A 23,105-nucleotide genomic window follows, 5' to 3' on the forward strand; every position below is an offset into this window, starting at 1 on the left:
CCCGGCTCTGTGTCCGGTTCGAAAGGGGGGTTTCTCATCTTCGGCACGGGAAATCGATCTGCGCATCGATCTCCGTGCACGCCGATGAGCTGGCAAAGCTGGCCGGTCTGCCAGAGAGAGACGGCAGCCGGTCGCGCGGCACGGCTCGGTCACAGTTGTGGTCACCGAGCACGGCACCCCCCTACCGCGCCCCGCGCCGGTGGACGCCGCGGCCCTGAGCCCTCCCCTGGAGCCGTGTGCCGACGTGCCGGTGCGGGTGAGATGTACGACGGTATTGACGATTGAACCCGAATGGCAAGCCCTGTAAGGCTGCCTCACACTTTTGTTGGTTTGGCCGTTACACAACTTTGGCCGCTGTTGCTCAGCGTTGAGTGCATTTTCCGGAAATTTGTTCCCGGAGTATCACCGGAATCAGCAGCAGCAGACTCAACAGGGTCACCACGACGACTCCGCCGTGGACCGACCAGCGGTGGACCGCGAGCATTCCCTGGGCCACCAGCATGTTGACGACGACCGAGCCCGCAAGTGCGGACAGCGCGCGGCCGTAGGGTTCCAGCCCGCGCAGTGCCGCGGCGAATGCCACGGCCGGTGCCGAGAGCAGGAAGAGCAGGGTGCACGGACCGCGCAGCGGAGAGGCGGAGTCGGTGAGCGCGAGCAGCGCGCCGACCGCCGCCACGGCGGTCGCGGCCCCCGCGAGCAGCGGCGACAGGCCCCTCCCCGGACCTGTTCGCGCTCCCTCGGCGTCCGCTGACGAGCCGTCTGACGAAGGTGTCTTGATACGCAAGGTCTGCATTGGCGACTTTGCCCCCCGACGCGCCGGATGCCGGGCTTCAATGTGGCGCAGGCCCGGGGAGGGCGTCAAGACGGCGACCTCGCGTCGAACGCCAGTGCCCAACGGTCAGGACCGGGGTGGCGTCAACTTGCTTGGCATGTACGCGCAATAGATGAACGGTGAATGTTTCTGGTTGATCCTGTTGAGACCACAAAAGTCTTGGCATGAACACTTCCCGTCAACACGCGTAGTTGCTACGACAGTTGCGGCAGAGATCCTGCTAAAGGGAGGTTCCATGAGACGTTCCCGACTTACCGGACTCATCACCTCGCTCCTCCTCGCCACCGGCCTCGGTCTCACCGGAGCCGCGTCGGCGCAGGCCTCCTCGACGGCCGCGACCGGCGGCTACGTCGCGCTCGGCGACTCCTACTCGTCGGGAGTCGGCTCGGGCAGCTACATCAGCTCCAGCGGCAACTGCGACCGCAGCACGAAGGCGTACCCGTACCTGTGGAACGCCGCCCACGGCCCGTCCTCGTTCGCCTTCAACGCCTGCTCCGGCGCCACGACGGACGATGTGATGGCCAATCAGCTCGGCTCGCTGAACTCCTCCACCTCACTGGTGTCCCTCACCATCGGCGGCAACGACGCCGGCTTCTCCGACGTCATGACGACCTGTGTGCTGCAGTCCGACAGCGACTGCGTCAACCGGATCAACACCGCCAAGGCGTACGTCGACTCCACGCTCCCCGGCAAGCTGGACACCGTCTACAACGCGATCAGCGCCAAGGCCCCCAATGCCAAGGTGGTCGTCCTCAGCTACCCCCGCTTCTACCTGCTGGGCCAGAGCTGCCTCGGCCTCTCCGACACCAAGCGGTCCGCGATCAACGGCGCGGCCGACTACATGGACGCCGCCATCCAGAAGCGCGTGCAGGCCCACGGCTTCGTCTTCGGCGACATCCGTTCCGCGTTCTCCAGTCACGAGATCTGCTCCAGCGACTCCTGGCTGCACAGCGTCAACTGGCTCGACATCGGTGAGTCGTACCACCCCACCGCGGCCGGCCAGTCCGGCGGCTATCTGCCGGTGTTCACGAACAACGCATGACCCGGAGGGGCTCGCCCCTCAGGGTGAACTTCCCGGTGAGCCCGACGCCGAAGCGGAGGCCCCGTCCGACGGGGTCTCCGTCGGCGTCCCCGACGCCGTCCCCGAGCAACTCAGCGCGAACGCCACGGCGTTCGACACGGACTCCACGGGAGCGCGCACCTGCACGCTCATCCGGTCCTGTGCCGTCCCGCTGCCGGAATCCACCGTCAGGGTCACCCGCGCCCTGCGGACCTTCCCTCCGCCGTCCGGGAAGGACAGCGTCCGCCACCCCGGATCCGACACCGACCCGCGCGTCGCCACCCACCGGTACTCCACCCGCGCCGGCAGCCGCCCCACCGTGAACGTCGCCGTGAAGGCGGGCGCCTGCCCGGCCGGCGGAGGACAGGTCCCCGTGTACGCCGTGTCCGCGCCGACCACGGTGACCTGCACCGACTGCGCCGGCAGCGGGCTCGACGACGTGCCGGCGCCGGTGGCCGGCGGTGTCCCGGTGCCCGCGCCGGTGCCTCCGTGCCCGGTCGGCGTCCGCGCCCGGCCGCTCGCCGAGGCGCCGCCCGCGTTCCCCGCGCCGCCGCTGCCGCGGTGCAGCAGCGCGTACGTCAGCCCCGCCACCGCGAGCACGAGCGCGAGCAGGCCCGCCACCAGCACCGCACCGGCCCGCCGGGTGCGCGGTGGCGCCGCGGACGTCGTGGTGCCGGGCTGCGCCGCCGGCGGGGTGGGGGAGGGGCGCGGGTACGGGGCGGGTCGCTGCCGGTCCACGGCCGCCGGGGCGGTGTACGGCCGTGGCGGCGCCGTGGCGGCACGCGGCGTTCCTCCCTCGGAGGGGTCACCCCCGGCGGCGACGATCCGCAGCTCGCGTTCCGCCCGCTCGGCGTCCAGCCGCTCGACGGGGTCCTTGCGCAGCAGCCCCGCGATGACCACGGCGAGCGGCCCGGCCCGGTACGGCGGCGGCAACTCCTCGTCCACGACGGCCCGCAGGGTGGACAGCGGGGTGTCGTACCGGAACGGCGAGGTGCCCTCCACGGCCGCGTAGAGCAGTACGCCGAGCGACCACAGATCGGACTCCGGCCCCGGCGTCCGCCCCAGCGCCCGTTCCGGCGCGAGGAATTCCGGTGAACCCACCACCTCGCCGGTCATGGTCAGCGTGGCACTGCCCTCGACCGAGGCGATCCCGAAGTCCGTCAGCACCACCCGGCCGTCGTTCGCGAGCAGCACATTGGCCGGCTTCACATCCCTGTGCAGTACTCCGGCGGTGTGCGCGGCGCGCAGCGCGGACAGCACCTCGGCACCGATGTGCGCCGCCCGCCGGGGCGGGAGCGGGCCCTGCGCCTCCACCTCGTCGGCGAGCGACAGCCCGCGCACCAGCTCCATCACGATCCAGGGCCGCCCGCCCTCCAGCGCCACGTCGTACACCGTGACCACATTGGGGTGCGCCACCCGGGCCGCCGCCCATGCCTCGCGCTCCAGGCGCGCGTACATGCGCTCCATCTCGGCGGCCGGCAGCCCGGCCGGGGCCCGCACCTCCTTGACGGCCACCTCGCGGTGCAGCACCTCGTCCCGGGCGCGCCACACGGTGCCCATGCCGCCCTCGCCCAGCGGGGACAACAGGCGGTAGCGGCCCGCGATCACACGTTCACGGCCCGGTTCTTCGGACACGGGCGCCCCCAAGGCATGTCGCGTGATTCCTCCACAAAAGTAGCTCAGCCCCACGCGGATGCGGCCCCCTTGAGCACCAATCCGGCGCCCAGGGCCATGACGACCAGCGCGGACGCGAGGGGCACCGAGCGCCGTAGGAGCGTGGCCACCGGGTGGGCGGTCCAGCGTGGACGCCGCTCCAGCACCCGGGTCATCCCCGAGCCCAGCCGGACCACGGCGAACCCGGCCGCCGTGAGCGTCAGGGCGAGTCCGGCGCCGTAGGCCACGACGAGCAGCAGCCCGAACCAGGCCTTCCCGAGCGCGGCGGCGCCGACGAGGACCACCACGGCGGACGGACTGGGCACGAGCCCACCCGCGAAGCCGAGCAGGATCGTGCCGCGGAGGGTGGGGGCCGTGGGATGCGTGTGGGTGTGGCCCCCGTGGGTGTGGCTGTGGGCGTGTCCCCCATGGGTGTGGCCTCCATGGGTGTGGTCGACATGGTGAGGAAGGTGATGGTGGCGGGCGGACCACACCTTCCGTACGAGGCCGGCGCCGGTCGCGAGGACCAGCGCGCCGCCGGCGATGCCCAGCCAGGCGATCACCGAGGGCGTGGCGGCGGATCCGGCCGTGACGAGCATGCCCAGAGCGACCACGCCGAGCGTGTGGGTCACCGTGACCGAGGCCGCCAGCGGCAGCACGTCGCGCGGCCGGGCCCGGCTTCCGCGTGCCGCCGCGGCCGCGGCCATCAGGGTCTTGCCGTGGCCCGGCGCGAGCGCGTGCAGTGCGCCGAGGACGACCGCGACGAGCAGCGCGAGCGCGGCGAAGCCGACGGTGAGGTCGCGGCGGGCCACGAGGTCCTCCAGTGCGCGCGTCCAGCGGTCGGCGCCCCGTGGCAGGACGGCGGCCCCCGGCCGCGCCGCCGGCTCCTCTGCGAGGGCCGGGCCGCCGGGGCGCAGCCGTACGGAGGCGGCGGTGGTGTCGGCCGGAGAGGTCAGCAAGTCCTTCGGATACGCGGTCAGTTCGTCGGATGCCGACGTCTTCGGTACGTCCGTCGCGGTGAGCGTCATACGGTCGCCGCGCGCGGTGATCTCGCGCCAGCCGGTCCCGTCGGCGGCGCCCGCGCTGCGGAAGCCGACGGTCACGGTGGCGCCGCGCGGGAGCGGGGCGGTCAGCCGGCACTCCACGCGGAGGGTGTGCAGCCCGGCCTGACCGGGACGCAGCCGTGCCACCCCGCCGACAGCGGTCAGCGCGGTGGTGCGGCCGTCGACCGTGAGCCTGCTGCCCTCGGCGGCCCGCGCACACCGCTGCCGGGCCCACCGCGTCGCGCCGAGCCGCCGCAGATCGGGCTCGGCCTGGGTCGCCGGGATCTCGGCGAGGTCCTCCACGTGGTCGACGCGGAGCCGGCCGGGGGCGGCGACCAGGCCGTCGTAGCGGTTGACGGTGAAGTTGCCGAGCGGGTGCGCGCCCGCCGTGCCGCCGGCGAGGAGGACCAGGGCGCCCGTGGCGAGCAGGACGGACGGGAGACGGAGCCTCACTTCGCGCCCTCCAGGGCCGTGCGGGCCGCGGCCGCGCCGAGCGGGGAGAAGCCGGGGTTCAGCCGCAGGGCGGAGGCGAGCGAGGCGCGTCCGTCGGTCCGGTGGCCCGTGGCCAGCTCGATCATGCCTCGGTGGTACAGGAGGACGGCGTTGCGGTAGCCGGTGGCGGTGGCCCGGCGGGCGTACGGCAGGGCCTGCGTGTCACGGCCGTTGACATGCAGCGCCCAGGCCAGCGCGTCCGCGGTGTGCACGGTGTGCCGACGGCCCCATTCCGCGCGGGCCGCGCGCAGGGCGGCGCTCCTGTCGCCGTGGTCGGCGGCGGCCAGCGCGGTGTCGAGATCGACGTCGACGCCGCCCGCGCGGGCGAGCGCGATCCAGGTGTTCACGAGGGCGTACTGCCGCCTGGCCCTGTCCCGGTCGCCGGCCGCGCCCCGGGCCTCGTACAGCTCACCCAGTTCGACCAGCGGGCCGGGCAGCGGCCAGCGGGACACCACCGTCTCCATTCCCTTGACCGCCGCCGCGCGGTCGCCGCTCGCCGCCTGCGCCCGCGCCCGGCCCTCCAGCGCCGGGAGGTAGGTGTCGTCGGCGGCGAGGGCACGGGCGTAGCGGGCGAGCGCGGCCTTGTAGTCGCCCTGGTTCCAGGCGAGTTGGCCGAGCTGGGTGGACACGTACGCGATGTCGCCGGGCGACGTGGCGCTCGCCAGGGCCTGCGCGAGGACCCGGCGTGCCGTGGCCACGTCGCCGCGCAGTTCGTGCACATAGGCGTACCGCGTGAAGACGGGTACGCCCGGCTTGCGGTCGTCGGCGGTCTCGGCGGCCTTGGACGCCTCGGCGTACCGGCCGAGTTCGACCAGGGCGTCGATACGGGAGGACAGCGCGCGTTCGCTGTACGGGTTCTGGCGCAGTGCCGCGTCCGCGTAGGTCAGGGCGTCCGCGAAGTCGTGGCGGGCGGCGGCGAGGGCGGCGCGGCCGGCCAGGGCCTGGTCGTCGTCCGGGGCCAGTGACAGGGACCGCTCCAGCGCCCGCTGCGCCTGCGGGTACCGGGCGGGGTCGCCCTTGGTCCGCGCCTGCTCGACATAGGCGAGGCCCAGTGTGGCCCAGCTGTCGGCGTCCTTGGGCTGGGTGCGCAGATGCGTCTGGAGCGCGGCGACGGAGGTGTCCAGGTCGCCGCCGCCCAGGGCACCGGGATCCACGGCGCTGGAGGCGACCGGCACCGGGCCCGGCGCCCGCCCCGCGCCGACGGCGATCGCCCCACCGGTGAGCGCGACGGCCAGCAGCCCCGCACACCCTGCGAGGCGCAGCGCCCGCCCGCGCCGCCCCGCGGCGCCGAACCGCCGCCCCGCGGCCACACGGTCCTCGGGGCCGGGGCCGGAGGCAGGGGGCTCCTCGGGACCGGAGGCCGGCAGGTCCGCCTCGGCGGCGGGTGCGCGAGCAGGCGGCCGTGGCGATGTCTCCGGGTCCGTGGTCCCCTGCCGTCGGCCGCTCTCGTCCCGTCCGCCGGTCTCGTCGTCGTTCGTGCGCGGAGACATGGGCTCTCCTCGGTCGCCTGGTGCTGGTGGGAATCGAAGGGGAAGGCGCGGCCCGCCGTGGGGGAAGGGATACGGGCCGCGCCGGTCTGGGGTGGGTGCGGGGTCAGTACGGGCGCCGGATGCGGCGGCGCCACCAGCCGACGGCGGTGCCGATCAGCAGGATCCCGGCCGCGCCCGAGGCCGCCGACGCGGCGATCAGCACCGTGTCGCCGGAACCGGAGCCGCCGGAGGAGTCGGCCGGGCGCAGGGCGTCGCCCAGCTGGCTGCGCACGTCCGTACCCGCCGTCGTCCCCCTGGCGAGCGGGCCGCGGGAACCGGAGGCGGGCTCGGCGACGTACGGGAAGTACTTCTCGAAGCCCTTGTCGTTCTTGTCCACCGCGTCGCCCAGGTCGTTCTTCGAGCCGACCAGTTCGCCCTCGACGACCTGCAACGCCTCGTCGATCACGTCGTCGGTGAGCCGGCGCCCGTTCGGGAAGCCCGCGTTGTCGCCGTCCAGGACGCCCAGCCGCTTGGGATGCGCGCTCGGCTTGACGGAGGTGTTCAGGCGCAGTTCCTCCGAAGGGCGCACGTTCGGCGGCTGGTTGAGGCCCTTCACGCCCTTCAGGAACACGTCGACCAAGTCGTTGCGCGGCTCGGCGGGCGCCTTGATCTTGTAGATCGACTCGATGAGCTTCGGCAGTTCGGGGTTGGTGACGTTCTTCAGGAACTGGGCGTCGTACCAAGGCTGCGACGCGTTGAACCTGTCCTTGTCCTTCTGCGGGTTGACGACCTCGTTGACCAGCGGGTTGCCCAGCCGCGAGACCTGTGTCCAGGAGCCCTGCGCGTTGCGGCGCTGGGTGGTCGACCAGACGCCGACGACCGGCTGGCCGGCGGACTCCCGGATCAGGTCGTTCGGCACCTGCAGGGCGATCGTGTTGACGTTGTAGCCCTTGAGCGTGTCCCGGCCGACCTCGCTGAGGTTGCCGCCGTACAGCAGGTCGAAGACGCGCAGGTCGGCGAAGAACGGGTCGTCGGCCTGCCCGGCGAAGGTCGCGGCGCCGCCCGCCGTCCTGTACACGGCCTGGGCGCGCAGCTTGCCGTAGTCCGGCATGGACGCCTTGCCGACGTCCGAGGGCGCCACCGGTACGTCGTCCGCGAGCTTCGTGTCCGACACCACGTGCTGGTTCTTCAGCCGGATCAGATCGATGTCGTACGTCTGCGTGACGTTGAGGTCGGGGTCGTCCAGGCTGGTGACGGGACCGGTGTTGTAGAGGAACGTGTTGCCGTTCTTCGTGTGCGTCTTGAAGGTGTAGCGGAAGAGCAGCTCGCCCTGGGCGTCGCCGTTGTTGTCGACATGGATGTCGTACTGGGCGTCGTCGGCGAACGTGTAGAAGTTCGGCCCGCCCGCCGGCTCCTCGAAGGGGATCCAGTCGGCCACGATCGTCGTCGTGTCGGGCTTGTCCGGGCTGACGAACGCGTACAGGTCGGTGTTGTCGTACTGCGGGGTCCCCGAGATCAGCGGGGCCTCCCGGTGGGAGGAGGCCGAGGCCGCCCCGGGCGCCAGCGCGGCGACGCCGGCGGCGGTGAGCCCTCCGGCGGCCAGCGCACCGCAGATCAGCGTGGCCAGGCCGGTACGTCCCGAGCCGCGCCTGGAGAAGAGAGGTGTCATGCCGTCCGTCCTCAGTGCCGACTTGCCTTTGACGGACGGGTCTTCGGAGCCGGCTCGCCGACCGGATTGGTCGGCCGGGGAAAATCTTTCGGCCCCGTCCCGACCCGCGTTTTCGGCCCGCCGATCCGTATCACCCGCCGGAGGTGTGCGTTCGTGCGGATGCGTGGAGTGCGCAAGAGAGCCGGCTGCGGCCGTCGAGAGGGGGCCCGCGTGGAGGCGGACGAGCTGCTGCTGCTCGTCGCGGGCGGCGACCAGAGAGCGTTCGAGGATCTGTACGCACTGGTGTCCGGGCCGGTGTACGGACTTGTCCGACGGGTGGTGCGCGACCCCGCCCAGTCCGAGGAGGTGGCCCAGGAGGTGCTGCTGGAGATGTGGCGCTCGGCCGCCCGGTTCGACCCCGGCCGGGGCAGCGCGCTGTCCTGGATCCTCACCCTCGCCCACCGCCGGGCCGTGGACCGGGTGCGCAGCGCCCGCGCGGCCGGCGAACGCGAGCAGCGGGAGGCCCTGCGCGCCGGGGAGCCCGCCTTCGACCAGGTCGCCGAGGAGGTCGAGGCCGGGCTGGAACGCGAATGGGTACGCCGCTGTCTGAACCGGCTGACGGCCCTGCAACGCCAGTCCGTGACCCTCGCCTACTACGACGGCTACACCTACCGTGAGGTGGCCGAGCGCCTCTCGCTGCCGCTCGGCACGGTCAAGACACGGATGCGCGACGGGCTCACCCGGCTCCGCGAGTGCCTGGGAGGCGCGGCATGAGCATCCTCGGCAAGCTGCTGCGCCGGGAGGACCTGCACTCCCTCGCCGCGCCCTACGCGCTCGACGCCCTGGAACCCGGCGAGCGGCGCCGGTTCGCCACACACCTGCGGGGCTGTGAGCGCTGCGCCGCCGAGGTGCGGGGGCTGGCCGAGGACGCCGTGCGCCTCGCCTGGTCCACAGCGGCCCCGGCGCCCGCCGCCCTGCGCGAGCGGGTACTGGCCGCCGTACGCACCACCCCGCAGGAAGCCGTGCACGCCCGCGCGCAGGAGCAGACCGCGGACCAGGCGCCGGCGCGGGGGCGCATGCCCCGGCTGCCGCCGCACGTCTGGGGCACCCAGCCTCCGCCGGGACGCACCCGTACGCCCCGCACGCGCCCGCTCTTCGTGCCGTTCGCCACGGCCACCGCGGCGGGGGCCCTCGTCGTCGCCTCTCTCTTCGCGGTTCAGGCGCATCGCACTCAGGACCGGCTCGACGCGGAGCGGTCCCGGGCACGTGAGATCGCCCACGTTCTGGCCGCGCCCGACGCCCGCGCCGTCACCGGCAAGGACGCTCGGGGCCGTGGTATCGGAGTGATCGCTTCCGCCTCGGCCGGGGAAGCCGTCGTCACCCTCAGCGGATACGACAGCCCGCCCGACGGCCGCGTCCGCCAGCTCTGGCTCATGCGCCCCCGTGCGCAACCGCGCTCCCTCGGGCTCTTCGCGGGCGACACGCCCTTGACCGCGAAAGGCCTTGACGCCTCCTCGACGTCACTCGCGGTGACCGTCGAGCCTGATGGCGGCTCAGCGCAACCCACCAGCCAGCCCCTTGTCCAACTCACCCTGAAATCGGTCGGATTCGGAGAGTAGTCAAAGTGGGATGGTCAACAGCCTTGCAGGGAAGGTGAATCCTGTGGCCGAGATACACGCGTGCCCCGGTGGGGCGATAGGGTTACCCTGCCCGGGCCGGGTGGACTCGTACGGGTGGGGAGTGACATGGATCAGATAACAGTGCGCAGCAGGGCCAGGGTCCCTGCGATCACCTGCGGGAGCAGCGCGACCAGTTCGCGCCTGGACCGCCATCTGTCGGTGCTGGCGGGCCCCGCCATACCGCAGCGCGAGACGGTCGAGGCCACCTCGCTGATGCTCGAGCTGACCGCGCGTGACACCGCACACCAGCGCAGCGACCGGGGCAAGCGGGTCAGCCGCGTCTCCCTCTTCGCACCGCTGCGCCGACTGCGGCGCTCGCTGTTCGGCGGCCACTGAGCGGCCCGTGGGCGGCCCTCGAGCCGCCACTGACCGAGCAGTCGGCCCTCTGAGCCCTTCCGGGGTGCCCGTGCTCAGGTCGGCACACTCTCCGGCGTATCGCTGCGCTCTCGTCGTCCGTCATCCCCACGGCACGCAGCGGTGCTCCGGTGTGCTGTCCGAGCACGGGCGCATCACCTTTCCGCGCCTCGTCCCCGCCCGGCACCGACGGGGTCCCTCCGCCCGGAATTCCGGGCGCCGCACGACCCGCTCATCGGGCAGGCGCCGTACGCCGCGACGCGGCGTGCGCGAGGCCGGTGCGCGCCGGGGGCTCACCCCTGTGCATCGCATGGCGCGAGAGCGCTCCGGCCTCCCCGCCGCGTTGCGTCACTCGCCGCGGCTGTACCGGCGCACGGCCAGCGGCAGGAACACGGCGACCAGGGCGAGGCTCCAGGCGAGCGCCCCGGCGATCGGATGCGCCACCGGCCAGGCGGCACCCCGCGGCACGGGCGCGTTGCCGAAGAGGTCCCGCAGGGCGGTCGTGACCGCGCTGATCGGGTTCCACTCGGCGAGTGTGCGCAGCCAGCCCGGCAGGCGGTCCGTCGGGATGTAGGCGTCGGACAGCAGCGGCAGCACGAACGAGGAGGCGCCGAGCTGGCCGGCGGCGTCCTCGCTGCGGGTCAGCAGCCCCAGGAAGATCCCGGCGCAGGTGCAGGCGAACCGGAAGAGCAGCAGCAGCCCCACCGCACCGGCCGCGTCGAGCGCGGACCCCTCGATCCGCCAGCCCACCGCGAGCCCCACCAGCAGCAGCGGCACCGTACCCACGGCCGTGACGACGAGGTCGGCGACCGCCTGTCCGAGGGGTACGGCGGCCCGGCTCACCGGCAGCGTGCGGAACCGGTCCATCACGCCCCGGTGCGTGTCGGCGGCGGCCTGGAACATGCCGGTCATCACTCCGCCCGCCGCGGTCGCGACCAGGAGCCCCGGCAGCAGGAAGGCGCGGTACTCGCGGCCGGGTGTCGCCAGCGCGCTGCCGAACACATAGCCGAAGAACAGCAGCATGTTGATCGGCATCATCTGGGTCAGGATCGCCAGCCCCGGGCTGTTGCGGACCCGCCGCAGCTGCCGGCCGGTCATCGCCAGGCCGTCGTACGCCCATGCGCTCATGCGGCACGCTCCTTGTCCTGCGCCGGCTCTCCCGTGAGTCGCAGGAAGACGTCGTCGAGTGTGGGTGGGCGCAGGCTCGCGTCCAGCAACGGCACGCCCGCCGCGTCGAGTTCGCGCACCAGGCGAGGCAGCGTCAGCGTCGGATCGGTGGAGGCGGCGCCCACGGCATGGCGCTCCCGGTCGAACACCGGCTCGTTGCCCGTGAGTTGGTCGAGCACGGCGGCCGCCCTGGGCAGCGCGGCGCCGTCCGCGACCACCGCCTCCGCGTACGAGCCGATGAGCGACTTGAGTTCCGCCGGTGAGCCGGTGTGCGCGACCCGGCCCCGGTCCATCAGGGCGATGTCGTCCGCGAGTTGGTCGGCCTCCTCCAGGTACTGGGTGGTCAGCAGCACGGTCGTACCGCCCGCCCGCAGATCGAGCACCGCCTGCCGGATGCCGGCGCGGCTGGCCGGGTCGAGTCCGGTGGTCGGTTCGTCGAGGAAGAGCACGTCGGGGCTGCGGACGAGACTCGCCGCGAGGTCCAGCCGGCGCCGCATACCGCCCGAGTAGGTGGCGGCCTTGCGGCCGGCGGCCTCGGTCAGGCCGAAGCGTTCGAGCAGGTCGTCGGCGCGTGCGGCGGGGGAGCGCACCCGGTGCAGCCGGGCGAACAGCCGCAGGTTCTCGCGGCCGGTGAGGTCGCCGTCGACCGAGGCGTACTGCCCGGTGACCCCGATCCGGCTCCGTACGGCGGCGGCCTCCCGCACCAGGTCGTGCCCGGCGATCCGGGCCGAACCGGCGTCCGGCCGCAGCAGCGTGGCCAGCAGCCGTACGGCCGTCGTCTTGCCGGCGCCGTTCGGGCCGAGCAGTCCGCAGACGGTTCCCTGCGGCACGGCCAGATCGAGCCCGCGCAGGGCGTGGACGGCGCCGAAGCGCTTCTCCAGACCCTCACTAAGTACAGCGTACGTAATTGTCATGCGACGACCGTACCGCACTGCGTACGCTGTACGTAACTAGGATGGTGGTCGAGGTGATGACCGATGGCAGTCCGAGGGGCCGTCCCCGAAGTGATCTGGGCGCGCCCCGAGCGCACCGGACGGGGCCCGAGACCGGCGTACACCCGCGACGACGTCGCGGCCGCCGCCGTGCGCGTCGCCGACGAGCGCGGGCTCGACGCGGTGTCCATGCGGCATGTCGCGGCGGAGCTGGGGTGCGGCACCATGTCGCTGTACAACTACGTCCCCCGCAAGGAGGACCTGTACGAGCTGATGGTGGACGCGGTCAGCGCGGAGCACGTCCCGTGGGACGCGAGCGGTGACTGGCGGGCCGACATGCTCAAGGTGGCGGGCGAGACGCGCGCGCTGATGCACCGGCACCCGTGGGTGCCGCGCCTGATGTCCCCGGTCTACGGCTTCAGTCCGCACGCGCTGCGCTATCTGGAGCACTGCCTGGCCTGCCTGGATCCGCTGGCGGCGAGCCACGGCACCAAACTGGAGCTGATCGCGATGCTGAACGGCGTCGTCACCACGTACGTCCGCAACGAACTCGACACGGCGGAGCGGGTGCGGGCGCTGCCGTGGTCCGAGGCCGAGGAGAACGCGGTGCGCGGGGCCTACCTGGGCCGTCAGGTCGCCTCCGGCGCGTATCCGAGGATGGCGGCAGCGTTCGGGGAGGACGCGGGACCGATCGATCTGGAGGCGGTCTTCGCACGCGCGCTGGGGCGGGTCCTGGACGCGTTCGCGCCCCGCTAGCCGGGCGGCCGCCGCGGCGAGTGCGGCGTGCGGAGCGCTAGAGGAGCGCGAACTGGCCTTCCGGGCCCTCCTCGTGGTGGTCCAGGACCGAGGCGGGGCGCCGGGCCGCCTCCGGGGCGGGCAGCACGCCCGCCGCCCGCAGCTCGGTCGCCGTGATGGCCGAGTCCGGCTTCGACTCGTGCCGCCGAGGGTGCAGTTCGGCCAGCAGGGCCAGCACCGTGATCAGTTCCAGCAGCTCGGACGTCCAGGTCTGCGACCAGGTCGCCGGGCGGATCGCGGCGAGGGTGCCCGGCTCGGCCGGAGCCGTACGGGCCGTGAACCAGGACTCCAGGACCCGGACTCCGGCCACCTCGTACTCCCAGGCCTGCGGGGGGACCGGGGAGATGCGGCCCTCGTCCAGCAGGAGGGCTTCCCCCTCGGGGTCGTAGTCGAGGGTCGCGGGGCGGCTCGGGAGGGGCGAGCGGACGTAGGGGCGGCGGCCCCCGGGCAGCTTGGGGCGCTCGCCGTCGCGGCGCATCAGCCACAGCATGCGCCGGCCCAGCTCCACGCCCCCGTCCCACACCTCGGGGTCCTCGGCGAGCGGGACGGTGAGGTCCGGGCGGGTCGCCGCCAGGATCCACGCCAGCATGTCCACCGGCGCGGGGCGGGTGCCGAGGCGGTCCGCCAGGTGGTCCAGCAGACCGGGGGCGAGGTTCGGTTCCGTGCCGCGAGGGCGGCGGTACAGCGGGCGGATGCGAGGCGTGCGCAGGGTCGGCAGGAGCGAGGTCGCCAGCAGGGGGACGGTCTCGTCGGCCGTCTCCAGGACGAACACCTGCCGTTCGTCCGCCACCCGCCACAGCTCCGGCCGGGCGGTGTCGATCAGCCGGTGGTCCGGGATCAGCCACTGCGCGTCGAAGGGCGCTGCCAGCACCCGGACCGGCTCCGCGCAGGGGCTCTCGGCGCGGGCCAGCCGCTCCGTGCCGCTCGGCCGGCCCGGGAGCTGGCCCACCGCCGAGTCGAGGGTGCGGGCGCGGGTCGGCTCGAACAGGGCCCGGCGGTCCGGGCCCTCGGCCTTCAGCAGGGCGTCCCAGCGGGCCTTCAGGGAGCCGGGGTCGGGCGCCGTCGGCCAGGCGCGGCCCGGGCGCAGCGGTGCGACGGACCACGGCATGAGGTCCGCCAGCGGCGGAGCGTCGTCGTACGTCACGCAGGGCATGGTACGGGCTGACCCCGGGGCCGGGTCAGGTGGCGTCCAGGGTCACCGTGAACGAGAAGCGGTCGCCGCGGTAGTGGATCACCGCCACGTCCAGCACCCGGTTCCCGGCGTCGTACGTCACACCGGTGTAGTGCAGGATCGGGCTGAGCAGCGGCACTTGGAGGAGACGGGCGGTCTCCGGGTCGGCCAGCCTCGCCTCCACCGTGTCCGTGATACGGCTGATGTCCGCTTTGACGACGTCCCGCAGCACCTTGGTCATCGGCCAGCGGACCAGGTCGTCCAGGTCGATCAGCGCGGCGAGTTCGGGGCGGATGTGGTTGACGGCGTGGTTGGTCGGCTCGCCCGTCTTCTCGTCGCGGCGCAGCCGGTGGTACGCCGCCACCTCGGTGAGGTCCGGGAAGTACTCGGCGAGCCCGCCCGGGACGGGCACGCTGCCGTGGTCCAGCAGCTCGGTCGTCATCCCGGACTGCTGGGCCACGATCGCGTCCACCGAGCCCAGCAGCCGCACGGGCGCCCCGCGCCGCACCCCGGGCTCGATGAACGTGCCGCGCCGCCGGTGACGGCTGATCAGCCCCTCGTCCTCCAGCTCCTTCAGCGCCTGCCGCATCGTCAGCACGCTCACGCCGTAGTGCTCGGCCAGCTGCTCCTCCGTGGGCAGCCGGAGCGGGTCCTCGGGGGAGCGGCCGAGTATCGAGGCGCGCAGCGACTGCGACACCTGGTACCACAGCGGCAGCTTGCGGTTCAGGACGATCGAATCCGGGGCGAAGGAGGTCACGCGGCTATCCGTACCTGTCGATGAACGTGAGGCGCAACCGAGGCGTCATGCGCGGAAATGGCGCTGGAGCCCCTGCCACACGTCGTCGTAACGCCGCTGGAGGTGGTCCGCGCCGGCCGCGTGCCCGGTGAGCGTGACCGGCCAGCGGGTCTCGAACATGAACGCCAGCCCGTCGTCGATCTTCTGCGGCCGCAGCTGCGCCGCGCTCGCCCTGTCGAAGGTCTCCCGGTCCGGGCCGTGCGCCGACATCATGTTGTGCAGCGAGCCGCCGCCCGGCACGAAGCCCTCCGCCTTGGCGTCGTAGGCGCCCTCGATCAGGCCCATGTACTCGCTCATCACGTTCCGGTGGAAGTACGGCGGCCGGAACGTGTCCTCGCCCACCAGCCAACGCGGGGCGAAGACGACGAAGTCGACGCCGGCCAGGCCGGGGGTGTCCGACGGGGAGGTCAGGACCGTGAAGATCGACGGGTCCGGGTGGTCGTAGGAGATCGTGCCGATCACATTGAAACGGCGCAGGTCATAGACGTAGGGCACATGGTTGCCGTGCCAGGCGACGACGTCCAGGGGGGAGTGGTCGTAGACGGCCGTCCAGAGGTTGCCGCAGAACTTGTTGACCACCTCCACCGGTCCGGACACGTCCTCGTACGCGGCGACCGGTGCGCGGAAGTCCCGGGCGTGGGCGAGCCCGTTGGCGCCGATCGGGCCGAGGTCGGGCAGTTGGAACGGGGCCCCGTAGTTCTCGCACACATAGCCTCGGGCGGACTCGTCCAGTAGCTCCACACGGAAGCGCACCCCACGCGGGATCAACGCCACATGGGCGGGCTCCACATGGAGTCGACCGAACTCGGTGTGCAGCAGCAGTCCGCCATGCTCCGGCACGATCAGCAGCTCGCCGTCGGCGTCGGAGAACACCCGCTCCATCGAGGCGTCGGCGTGGTAGAGGTGGACGGCCATGCCGGTGCGCTGGGTGGCGTCGCCGTTGCCGCCGAGCGTCCACAGCCCGGCGAGGAAGTCCGTGCCGGCCGGCGGCTCGGGCAGCGGGTTCCAGCGCAGCCGGTTGGGGTCGGGCACGGTCTCGGTGAACGGGGCCGTACGGATCGCACCGTTGTCGGCGCGGGTGAACGCCGGGTGCGCGGCCGACGGGCGGATGCGGTAGAGCCAGGAGCGGCGGTTGTGGGCGCGCGGCTCGGTGAACGCCGTACCGCTCAACTGCTCCGCGTACAGCCCGAGGGGTGCCCGCTGGGGCGAGTTGCGGCCCTCGGGCAGGGCGCCCGGCACCGCCTCGGAGGTGTGTTCATTGCCGAACCCGGTCAGATACGACAGTCCCGCGGCGGTCTTCCGCGCTTCCCCGCGCTCGAATTCCCTCGCGCGGGAGGTGCCCCCGTCGCTCATGATCGCTCCCTTGCGCTCTTGTCGCGCGCCTGATGCGCTCCCGATTCCTATGTATCACCGTAGGAATAGCGCGCGGCCGGCGCAAGAGGGCTCGGGGAACTCCGTCGGAGGGACTGCGAAAGGTGGCCGGAACCCGACTTCAGACGGATTCGGGGGACCGGAGGGCTGTTCTACTCTCCCGGACATGCCCATGACGTCGTGGATCCGCAGGACGCCCGCCGCGCTCGCGGTGTGCGTCCTGCTGCCGCTCGGCGTGGCGGGCTGCACGAGCGGCCATGCGCACGACGGCGCGGACTCGCCCTCACCGGTCGGCAAGGTCCTGGACGACACCGACGAGACCGGCCGGCATCTGCGCGAGGTCGACCGGAAGGACGCGCCCGAGGTCGGGGTCGAGGTGACCCCGTACCTCGGCGGCGGCTGGGACGTCCGGCTGACCTTCCGGCACTTCCACTGCTCGGCACCCGGCGCGGGGCGGACGGCGGTGACCGGGCGCGGGCTCGTGCACCTCCTCGTCGACGGCCGCGAGGTCACGCGGCTGCGCACCCGCGCGTACCGCCTGCCCGACCGGCTCGTCCCGCAGGGCACCCACCACGTCACCGCGCGCCTGTACGCCGACGACGGCACCGTGTGGGCCGTACGGCACAAGCCGGTGCAGAGCACCGCCGACATCACGGCGTCCGGTGCGCAGACGGCGACGGCCGAGCCCTCGACCGGCACGGCGGCCCCGGTCGTCGGGAAATGAGTGCGTCAGCCACTCTTCTCCGTACGGGAGGGCGAGGTTCACCGGACCCCGGCGGAGAGGCATCATGAAACCCGTGCCCCATGCGACAACGCTCCGCCGCGCGCCCGTTCAGCGGCGCAGCGCCGAACGGCTGACCAGGATCCTCGACGCCTGCGCCGAACTCCTCGACGAGGTCGGCTACGACGCCCTGAGCACCCGCGCCGTCGCCCTGCGCGCCGGTGTCCCCATCGGCTCCGTCTACCGGTTCTTCGGCAACAAACGGCAGATGGCCGACGCCCTGGCCCAGCGCAACCTGGAGCGGTACACCGAGCGCGTCACCGAGCGGCTGAAGCGGGCGCGGAGGGGGGACTGGCGGGAGGCGATGGACGCCGTCCTCGACGAGTACCTGGCCATGAAGCGCACCGCACCCGGCTTCTCCCTGGTCGACTTCGGCAACCAGATACCGGTCGGCGCGCGCCACACCGAGCCCAACACCCGTGTCGCCGACCGGCTCACCGGGCTGCTCTCCGGCTACCTCGGCCGCACGCCGGACGACGAACTGCGCCGGGTCTTCCTGGTCGCCGTGGAAGCCGCGGACGGCCTCGTCCAACTGGCCTTCCGGACCGACCCGGACGGAGACGAGGCGATCATCACGGAGACCCGGGAACTGCTGCGGGCGTACTTGGGACGCGTGCTCGACTGAGGCGGCCGGGACCGCCGGGGTGACGTGCTCGGCCACATCCGCGCCCGGTGGAGTGCGAACGGTCGTCCAAGGGGCTCCCCTCCATGCGTACCGGTCGGTATGCTCGCCCCGAGCCCTCCGTGCTCGCCCGGCATCGCCGCCGCCCCCCGGGAGGACCCGTGTCCCGCACCGCCCTGCGAATCTGTCCCCTGTGCGAGGCCACCTGCGGGCTGACCCTCACCGTCGAGGGCACCCGTGTCACCGGCGCCCGCGGTGACCGCGAGGACGTCTTCAGCAAGGGGTTCATCTGCCCCAAGGGCGCCTCCTTCGCGGCCGTCGACTCCGATCCCGACCGGCTGCGCACCCCGCTCGTGCGCAGGGACGGCGAACTGCGCGAGGCCACCTGGGAGGAGGCCTTCGACGCGGTCGCCGCCGGTCTGCGCCCGGTCGTGGAGAGCCACGGCCCCCACTCCGTCGGGGTGGTCCTCGGCAACCCCAACGTGCACACCGTGGCCGGCGCCCTCTACCCGCAGGTCCTCCTCGCCGGCCTGGGCACCCGCAGCCTGTTCACCGCCTCCACGGTCGACCAGATGCCCAAGCACGTCTCCAGCGGGCTGCTCTTCGGCGACGCGAACGCCATCCCCGTGCCGGACCTGGACCACACCGACCATCTGCTCCTCATCGGCGCCAACCCCCTGGAGTCCAACGGCAGTCTGTGCACCGCCCCCGACTTCCCCGGCAAGCTCAAGGCACTCAAGGCCCGCGGCGGACATCTGACCGTGGTGGACCCGCGCCGCACCCGCACCGCGAAGCTCGCCGACCGGCACCTGGCGATCCGCCCCGGCACCGACGCCCTGCTGCTCGCGGCGATGGCCCACACCCTCTTCACGGAGGACCTGGTCGACCTCGCCCACCTCGCCCCGCATGTCCGGGGGCTCGACGAACTCCGTGCCGCCATGGGCGACTTCACCCCCGAGGCCGTGGCCGAGGCCTGCGACATCGACGCGCCGGTCATCCGCGCCCTCGCCCGTGAACTCGCCGCCGCCCCCACCGCCGCCGTCTACGCCCGCATCGGCAGCTGCACCGTCCCGCACGGCACCCTCGCCAGCTGGCTGGTCGACGTCCTCAACGTCCTCACCGGCAACCTGGACCGGCCCGGCGGCGCCCTCTTCCCGCAGGCCGCCACCGACCGGACGCCCCGACCGGCGGGCCCCGGACGCGGCTTCGCGCTCGGCCGCTGGCACTCCCGGGTGCGGCAACTGCCCGAGGCCAAGGGAGAGTTGCCGCTCTCCGCGCTCGCCGAGGAGATCGACACCGCCACCGACGGGGGCGCACCGGTCCGCGCGCTGATCGCCGTGGCCGCCAACCCGGTGCTGTCCGCGCCCGACGGCGACCGCCTCGACAAGGCCCTGGACTCCCTGGACTTCATGGTCAGCGTCGACCCGTACCTCAACGAGACCTCGCGCCACGCCCATGTCGTGCTGCCCCCGCCGCCGCCCTCGCAGAGCCCGCACCACGACTTCGCCTTCAACACCCTCGCCGTGCGCAACCAGGTCCGCTACACCCGCCCCGCCGTCCCGCTGGAGCCCGGCCGGATGGCCGAGAGCGAGATCCTCGCCCGGCTGATCCTCGCGGCCACCGGTATGCACGGCGCCGACCCGGCCACCGTGGACACGATGGTCATCGACCAGACCCTCGGCAAGGCCGTGCGGGAGCGGCACTCGCCGGTGTACGGCCGCGACCCGCGTGAGCCGGCCGCACAGCTCACCGGCGAGAGCGGCCCCGAGCGGCGGCTGGACCTGATGCTGCGCCTCGGCCCCTACGGCGACGGCTTCGGCGCCCGGCCGGGCGGGCTGACCCTGGCCCGGCTGCTCGCCCACCCGCACGGCATCGACCTCGGCCCGCTGCGCCCGCGCCTGCCGCAGCCGCTGAAGACCGTCAGCGGCAGGATCGAGCTGCTGCCCGAGCCCCTCGCCGGCGACCTGCCCCGGCTCCGCGCGGCGCTGCGCGAACGCCCCGCGGGACTGGTCCTCGTCGGCCGCCGCCATCTGCGCTCCAACAACAGCTGGATGCACAACGTGCCCGCCCTCACCGGCGGCTCCAACCGCTGCACCCTGCACATCCATCCCGAGGACGCGGTCCGGCTCGGCGTGCGGGACGGGGCGGACGTACGGGTGAAGGGCGCGGGGGGAGAGGTGGTGGCGCCCGCCGAGGTCACCGACGCCGTACGGCCCGGTGTGGTGAGCCTGCCGCACGGCTGGGGACACGACCGCCCCGGCACCCGCCTCGGCCACGCCGGCACGGCACCCGGAGTCAACGTCAACCAGCTCCTCGACGGCACCCTGCTGGACCCGCTCTCGGGCAACGCGGTCCTCAACGGCGTCCCCGTCCAACTCGCCGCAAGCCTGTGACCTGGACTTTCGCGCTTATTGCTCACACGTCAACATCTTGTTAACGCCGGGAGACGGGACCTAACGTCATCGCACCGCCGACCCCCAGGTGGGATGTTCAAGGGCGAACGTTAGGTATCCATTCATGCTGACCATCCTCGGCTTCGCCATGATCGCGACCTTCCTGGTCCTGATCATGCTGAAGAAGATGTCGCCGATCGCGGCGCTCGTGCTGATCCCCGCACTCTTCTGTGTGTTCGTGGGCAAGGGCGCCAAGCTCGGCGACTACGTCATCGACGGCGTCACCGGCCTCGCGCCCACCGCGGCGATGCTCATGTTCGCGATCGTCTACTTCGGTGTGATGATCGACGTCGGCCTCTTCGACCCGATCGTGCGGGGCATTCTCCGGTTCTGCAAGGCCGACCCGCTGCGCATCGTCGTCGGTACGGCGGTCCTCGCCGCGATCGTGTCCCTGGACGGCGACGGCTCCACCACCTTCATGATCACCGTCTCGGCGATGTACCCGCTGTACAAGCGCCTGAAGATGTCCCTGGTGGTCATGACCGGTGTGGCCGCGATGGCCAACGGCGTGATGAACACGCTGCCCTGGGGCGGCCCGACCGCACGGGCCGCGACCGCGCTGAAGGTCGACGCGAGCGACATCTTCGTGCCGATGATCCCGGCCCTGGCGACGGGTCTGCTGTTCGTCCTGGTCCTCTCCTACGTCCTCGGCCGCCGCGAGCGCACGCGGCTCGGCGTGCTCACGCTGGACGAGGTGCTGGTGGAGGAGCAGGAGACGGTCCTGGTGGGCGCCGGGGCCGGCACGGGCACCCAGGCCGGGGGCGGTGCGGGAGCCGGCACGGACGCCGCCCCCGAGGAGCCCGAGGACGACGGCTTCCAGGGCCTCGACCCGCACCGGGCCACCCTGCGCCCCCGGCTGTACTGGTTCAACGCGCTGCTGACGGTCACCCTGCTCACCGCCATGATCATGGAGTGGCTGCCGATCCCGGTGCTGTTCCTGCTCGGCGCGGCCCTCGCGCTGACCGTCAACTTCCCGCACATGCCGGACCAGAAGGCCCGGATCGCCGCCCACGCCGAGAACGTCCTCAACGTCTCCGGCATGGTCTTCGCCGCCGCCGTCTTCACCGGTGTGCTCCAGGGCACCGGCATGGTCGACCACATGGCCGACTGGCTGGTGAACAACATCCCCGACGGGATGGGCCCGCACATGGCCCTCGTCACGGGCGTGCTGAGCATCCCGCTGACGTACTTCATGTCCAACGACGGCTTCTACTTCGGCATCCTGCCGGTGCTCGCCGAGGCGGGCCAGGCGCACGGAGTCTCCTCGCTGGAGATCGCCCGCGCCTCGATCGTCGGCCAGCCGCTGCACATGTCCAGCCCGCTCGTCCCCGCCGTGTACGTCCTGGTCGGCATGGCCAAGGTGGAGTTCGGCGACCACACCCGGTTCGTGGTCAAGTGGGCCGCGCTCACCTCACTGGTCGTGCTCGGCGCGGCCGCCTTGTTCGGCATCATCTGAACCTCCGGAGAGGGACCGACCCATGGCGCCCGGTGGGAACCGCGGCTGGCTGCTCCGCCTCGTCCTCGCCTTCGGCTTCGCGCAGGGGGCGGTGTCGATGGCCCGCCCCGCCGTCTCCTACCGGGCGCTCGCGCTGGGCGCCGACGAACGGGCCGTCGGCGTCATCGCCGGGGTCTACGCCCTGCTGCCGCTCTTCGCCGCCGTACCGCTCGGCCGGCGCACCGACCACGGCCGCTGCGCACCCCTGCTCCCGGCCGGTGTGGTCCTGATCTCCGGCGGCTGCGCCCTGAGCGGACTGGCCGACTCCCTGTGGGCGATGGCCCTGTGGAGCGGGGTGATGGGCCTCGGCCACCTCTGCTTCGTGATCGGCGCCCAGTCGCTGGTCGCCCGCCGGTCGGCGCCGCACGAGCAGGACCGCAACTTCGCCCACTTCACCATCGGCGCCTCCCTCGGCCAGCTCATCGGCCCGATGGCGGCCGGCGCCCTGATCGGCGGCCCCGACATGGCGGGCAGCAGCGCGCTGGCCCTCGTGGTCGCGGGGGCCGGTGCCGCGGTCGCCTTCACCTCGCTGTGGCACATCGAGGACCGTACGGCTCCAGGCTCCCGCGGCCCGCGAGGCGACCGGGTGCCGGTGGCCGGGATCCTGCGCGCCCGGGGCGTGCCCGCGGGCATGCTCGTCAGCCTCTCCGTGCTGTCCGCCACCGACATCCTCACCGCCTACCTCCCCGTGGTCGGTGAACACCGGGGCATCGCCCCCTCGGTGGTCGGGGTGCTGCTCAGCCTCCGCGCCGGTGCCACCATCGCCTGCCGGCTCGTCCTCACCCCGCTGCTCCGGCTGCTCGGCCGCCCCGCGCTGCTCACGCTGACCTGCTTCCTGGCGGCCCTGTTGTGCGCGGGAGTCGCGCTGCCGGTGCCGCTGTGGGCGCTGGGCGCGATGCTCACCGTCCTGGGCTTCTGTCTGGGCGTGGGCCAGCCGCTGTCGATGACGACGGTGGTGCAGGCGGCGCCCGACGCGGCGCGCTCGACGGCGCTCGCGCTGCGCCTGACCGGCAACCGGCTGGGCCAGGTGGCCGCCCCGGCCGCCGCCGGCCTGGTCGCGGGCGTGGCGGGGGTGGCTGCTCCGTTCGTGATGCTCGGGGCGTTGCTGCTGCTGTCCTCGGGGGTCGCGCTGCGCTCGCCCGAGCGGCCCGGCGGGCGGGAGCGTGCCGGGCGGCAGGGGGCGCGGCGTTCCGGATTGCGCCGCATGAGCGATCTCTGACGACGCGCCGGGTGTCGTTTCGTCAGGAGCGGCGTGTATCAAGCACAGTCCATTCGAAAGAACGATTTGTATG

Annotated in this window: 20 protein-coding genes; 10 read left to right on the forward strand and 10 right to left on the reverse strand. The window is 72.9% G+C overall.

Annotated features, from left to right (window positions below; translation table 11 throughout):
• Positions 1 to 361: 361 nt before the first annotated feature.
• The gene (locus AQI95_RS33360; protein WP_244188924.1) at positions 362 to 676 is read right to left on the reverse strand and encodes a hypothetical protein; all 315 of its coding nucleotides are present in this window, start codon (positions 674 to 676) and stop codon (positions 362 to 364) included.
• A gap of 391 nt (positions 677 to 1,067) precedes the next feature.
• Between AQI95_RS33360 and AQI95_RS33365 the strand changes: the two genes are divergently transcribed.
• Positions 1,068 to 1,874, forward strand: a complete 807-nt coding sequence (locus AQI95_RS33365; RefSeq protein ID WP_067132704.1) for an SGNH/GDSL hydrolase family protein — start codon at positions 1,068 to 1,070, stop codon at positions 1,872 to 1,874.
• 18 nt (positions 1,875 to 1,892) lie between these two features.
• On the opposite strand, the gene AQI95_RS33370 is transcribed toward AQI95_RS33365, so the two are convergent.
• The 4 genes from AQI95_RS33370 to AQI95_RS33385 form a co-directional block, all read right to left on the reverse strand.
• Entirely contained in the window at positions 1,893 to 3,527 is a 1,635-nt protein-coding gene (locus AQI95_RS33370) for a serine/threonine-protein kinase (RefSeq protein ID WP_067132707.1), read from the reverse strand.
• 44 nt (positions 3,528 to 3,571) lie between these two features.
• On the reverse strand, positions 3,572 to 5,041 hold the full coding sequence (locus tag AQI95_RS33375) for a nickel transporter (protein WP_067132710.1): 1,470 nt from the start codon (positions 5,039 to 5,041) through the stop codon (positions 3,572 to 3,574).
• Positions 5,038 to 6,570, reverse strand: a complete 1,533-nt coding sequence (locus AQI95_RS33380) for a tetratricopeptide repeat protein (protein WP_244188925.1) — start codon at positions 6,568 to 6,570, stop codon at positions 5,038 to 5,040. The genes AQI95_RS33375 and AQI95_RS33380 overlap by 4 nt, the downstream gene beginning before the upstream one ends.
• 103 nt (positions 6,571 to 6,673) lie before the next feature.
• Positions 6,674 to 8,218 (reverse strand): DUF4331 domain-containing protein, encoded by a 1,545-nt coding sequence (locus AQI95_RS33385; protein ID WP_067132713.1) that lies wholly within the window; start codon positions 8,216 to 8,218, stop codon positions 6,674 to 6,676.
• A gap of 159 nt (positions 8,219 to 8,377) precedes the next feature.
• Between AQI95_RS33385 and AQI95_RS33390 the strand changes: the two genes are divergently transcribed.
• The 3 genes from AQI95_RS33390 to AQI95_RS33400 all read left to right on the forward strand — a co-directional run bounded on the left by AQI95_RS33390 (position 8,378) and on the right by AQI95_RS33400 (position 10,212).
• Entirely contained in the window at positions 8,378 to 8,971 is a 594-nt protein-coding gene (locus tag AQI95_RS33390) for a sigma-70 family RNA polymerase sigma factor (RefSeq protein WP_279617035.1), read from the forward strand.
• Positions 8,968 to 9,816, forward strand: coding sequence for an anti-sigma factor (locus tag AQI95_RS33395; protein WP_067132719.1), 849 nt, complete (start codon positions 8,968 to 8,970; stop codon positions 9,814 to 9,816). The genes AQI95_RS33390 and AQI95_RS33395 overlap by 4 nt, the downstream gene beginning before the upstream one ends.
• A 126-nt stretch (positions 9,817 to 9,942) precedes the next feature.
• Entirely contained in the window at positions 9,943 to 10,212 is a 270-nt protein-coding gene (locus tag AQI95_RS33400) for a hypothetical protein (protein ID WP_079071635.1), read from the forward strand.
• Between the two features lie 366 nt (positions 10,213 to 10,578).
• Here the strand turns inward: AQI95_RS33400 and AQI95_RS33405 are convergent, their stop codons facing one another.
• Together AQI95_RS33405 and AQI95_RS33410 are read right to left on the reverse strand one after the other, a co-directional pair.
• Positions 10,579 to 11,358, reverse strand: a complete 780-nt coding sequence (locus tag AQI95_RS33405) for an ABC transporter permease (RefSeq protein ID WP_067132725.1) — start codon at positions 11,356 to 11,358, stop codon at positions 10,579 to 10,581.
• Positions 11,355 to 12,311 carry an ATP-binding cassette domain-containing protein gene (locus tag AQI95_RS33410; protein WP_067132728.1) on the reverse strand — a complete coding sequence of 319 codons (957 nt, stop codon included), beginning with the start codon at positions 12,309 to 12,311 and terminating at the stop codon, positions 11,355 to 11,357. Before AQI95_RS33410 ends, AQI95_RS33405 begins: the two co-directional genes overlap by 4 nt.
• Before the next feature lie 63 nt (positions 12,312 to 12,374).
• Here AQI95_RS33410 and AQI95_RS33415 point away from each other — a divergent pair, with 63 nt between their 5' ends.
• Positions 12,375 to 13,085, forward strand: coding sequence for a TetR/AcrR family transcriptional regulator (locus AQI95_RS33415; protein WP_067132733.1), 711 nt, complete (start codon positions 12,375 to 12,377; stop codon positions 13,083 to 13,085).
• 37 nt (positions 13,086 to 13,122) lie between these two features.
• Here AQI95_RS33415 and AQI95_RS33420 read toward each other — a convergent pair whose 3' ends face one another.
• From AQI95_RS33420 to hmgA, 3 genes are read right to left on the reverse strand one after another with little or no spacing between them, the layout of a single operon-like run.
• Entirely contained in the window at positions 13,123 to 14,277 is a 1,155-nt protein-coding gene (locus tag AQI95_RS33420; protein ID WP_067132735.1) for a type ISP restriction/modification enzyme, read from the reverse strand.
• Positions 14,278 to 14,302: 25 nt separating this feature from the next.
• The gene (locus AQI95_RS33425) at positions 14,303 to 15,052 is read right to left on the reverse strand and encodes a GntR family transcriptional regulator (protein WP_067132738.1); all 750 of its coding nucleotides are present in this window, start codon (positions 15,050 to 15,052) and stop codon (positions 14,303 to 14,305) included.
• A 45-nt stretch (positions 15,053 to 15,097) separates the two neighbouring features.
• Positions 15,098 to 16,444 (reverse strand): homogentisate 1,2-dioxygenase, encoded by a 1,347-nt coding sequence (hmgA, locus tag AQI95_RS33430; RefSeq protein WP_067132741.1) that lies wholly within the window; start codon positions 16,442 to 16,444, stop codon positions 15,098 to 15,100.
• 184 nt (positions 16,445 to 16,628) lie between these two features.
• On the opposite strand from hmgA, the gene AQI95_RS33435 reads away from it, so the two are divergent.
• The 5 genes from AQI95_RS33435 to AQI95_RS33455 all read left to right on the forward strand — a co-directional run bounded on the left by AQI95_RS33435 (position 16,629) and on the right by AQI95_RS33455 (position 23,032).
• Entirely contained in the window at positions 16,629 to 17,186 is a 558-nt protein-coding gene (locus AQI95_RS33435) for a hypothetical protein (protein ID WP_067132744.1), read from the forward strand.
• Between the two features lie 64 nt (positions 17,187 to 17,250).
• Positions 17,251 to 17,868, forward strand: a complete 618-nt coding sequence (locus AQI95_RS33440; RefSeq protein WP_067132747.1) for a TetR/AcrR family transcriptional regulator — start codon at positions 17,251 to 17,253, stop codon at positions 17,866 to 17,868.
• 158 nt (positions 17,869 to 18,026) lie between these two features.
• Entirely contained in the window at positions 18,027 to 20,258 is a 2,232-nt protein-coding gene (locus tag AQI95_RS33445; RefSeq protein ID WP_067132750.1) for a molybdopterin oxidoreductase family protein, read from the forward strand.
• A gap of 124 nt (positions 20,259 to 20,382) precedes the next feature.
• On the forward strand, positions 20,383 to 21,774 hold the full coding sequence (locus AQI95_RS33450; RefSeq protein ID WP_067132753.1) for a CitMHS family transporter: 1,392 nt from the start codon (positions 20,383 to 20,385) through the stop codon (positions 21,772 to 21,774).
• A 22-nt stretch (positions 21,775 to 21,796) separates the two neighbouring features.
• Positions 21,797 to 23,032 carry an MFS transporter gene (locus AQI95_RS33455; RefSeq protein WP_067132755.1) on the forward strand — a complete coding sequence of 412 codons (1,236 nt, stop codon included), beginning with the start codon at positions 21,797 to 21,799 and terminating at the stop codon, positions 23,030 to 23,032.
• Positions 23,033 to 23,105: the final 73 nt, after the last annotated feature.

It is taken from the genome of Streptomyces yokosukanensis (assembly GCF_001514035.1).
GTDB classification, from domain to species: domain Bacteria; phylum Actinomycetota; class Actinomycetes; order Streptomycetales; family Streptomycetaceae; genus Streptomyces; species Streptomyces yokosukanensis.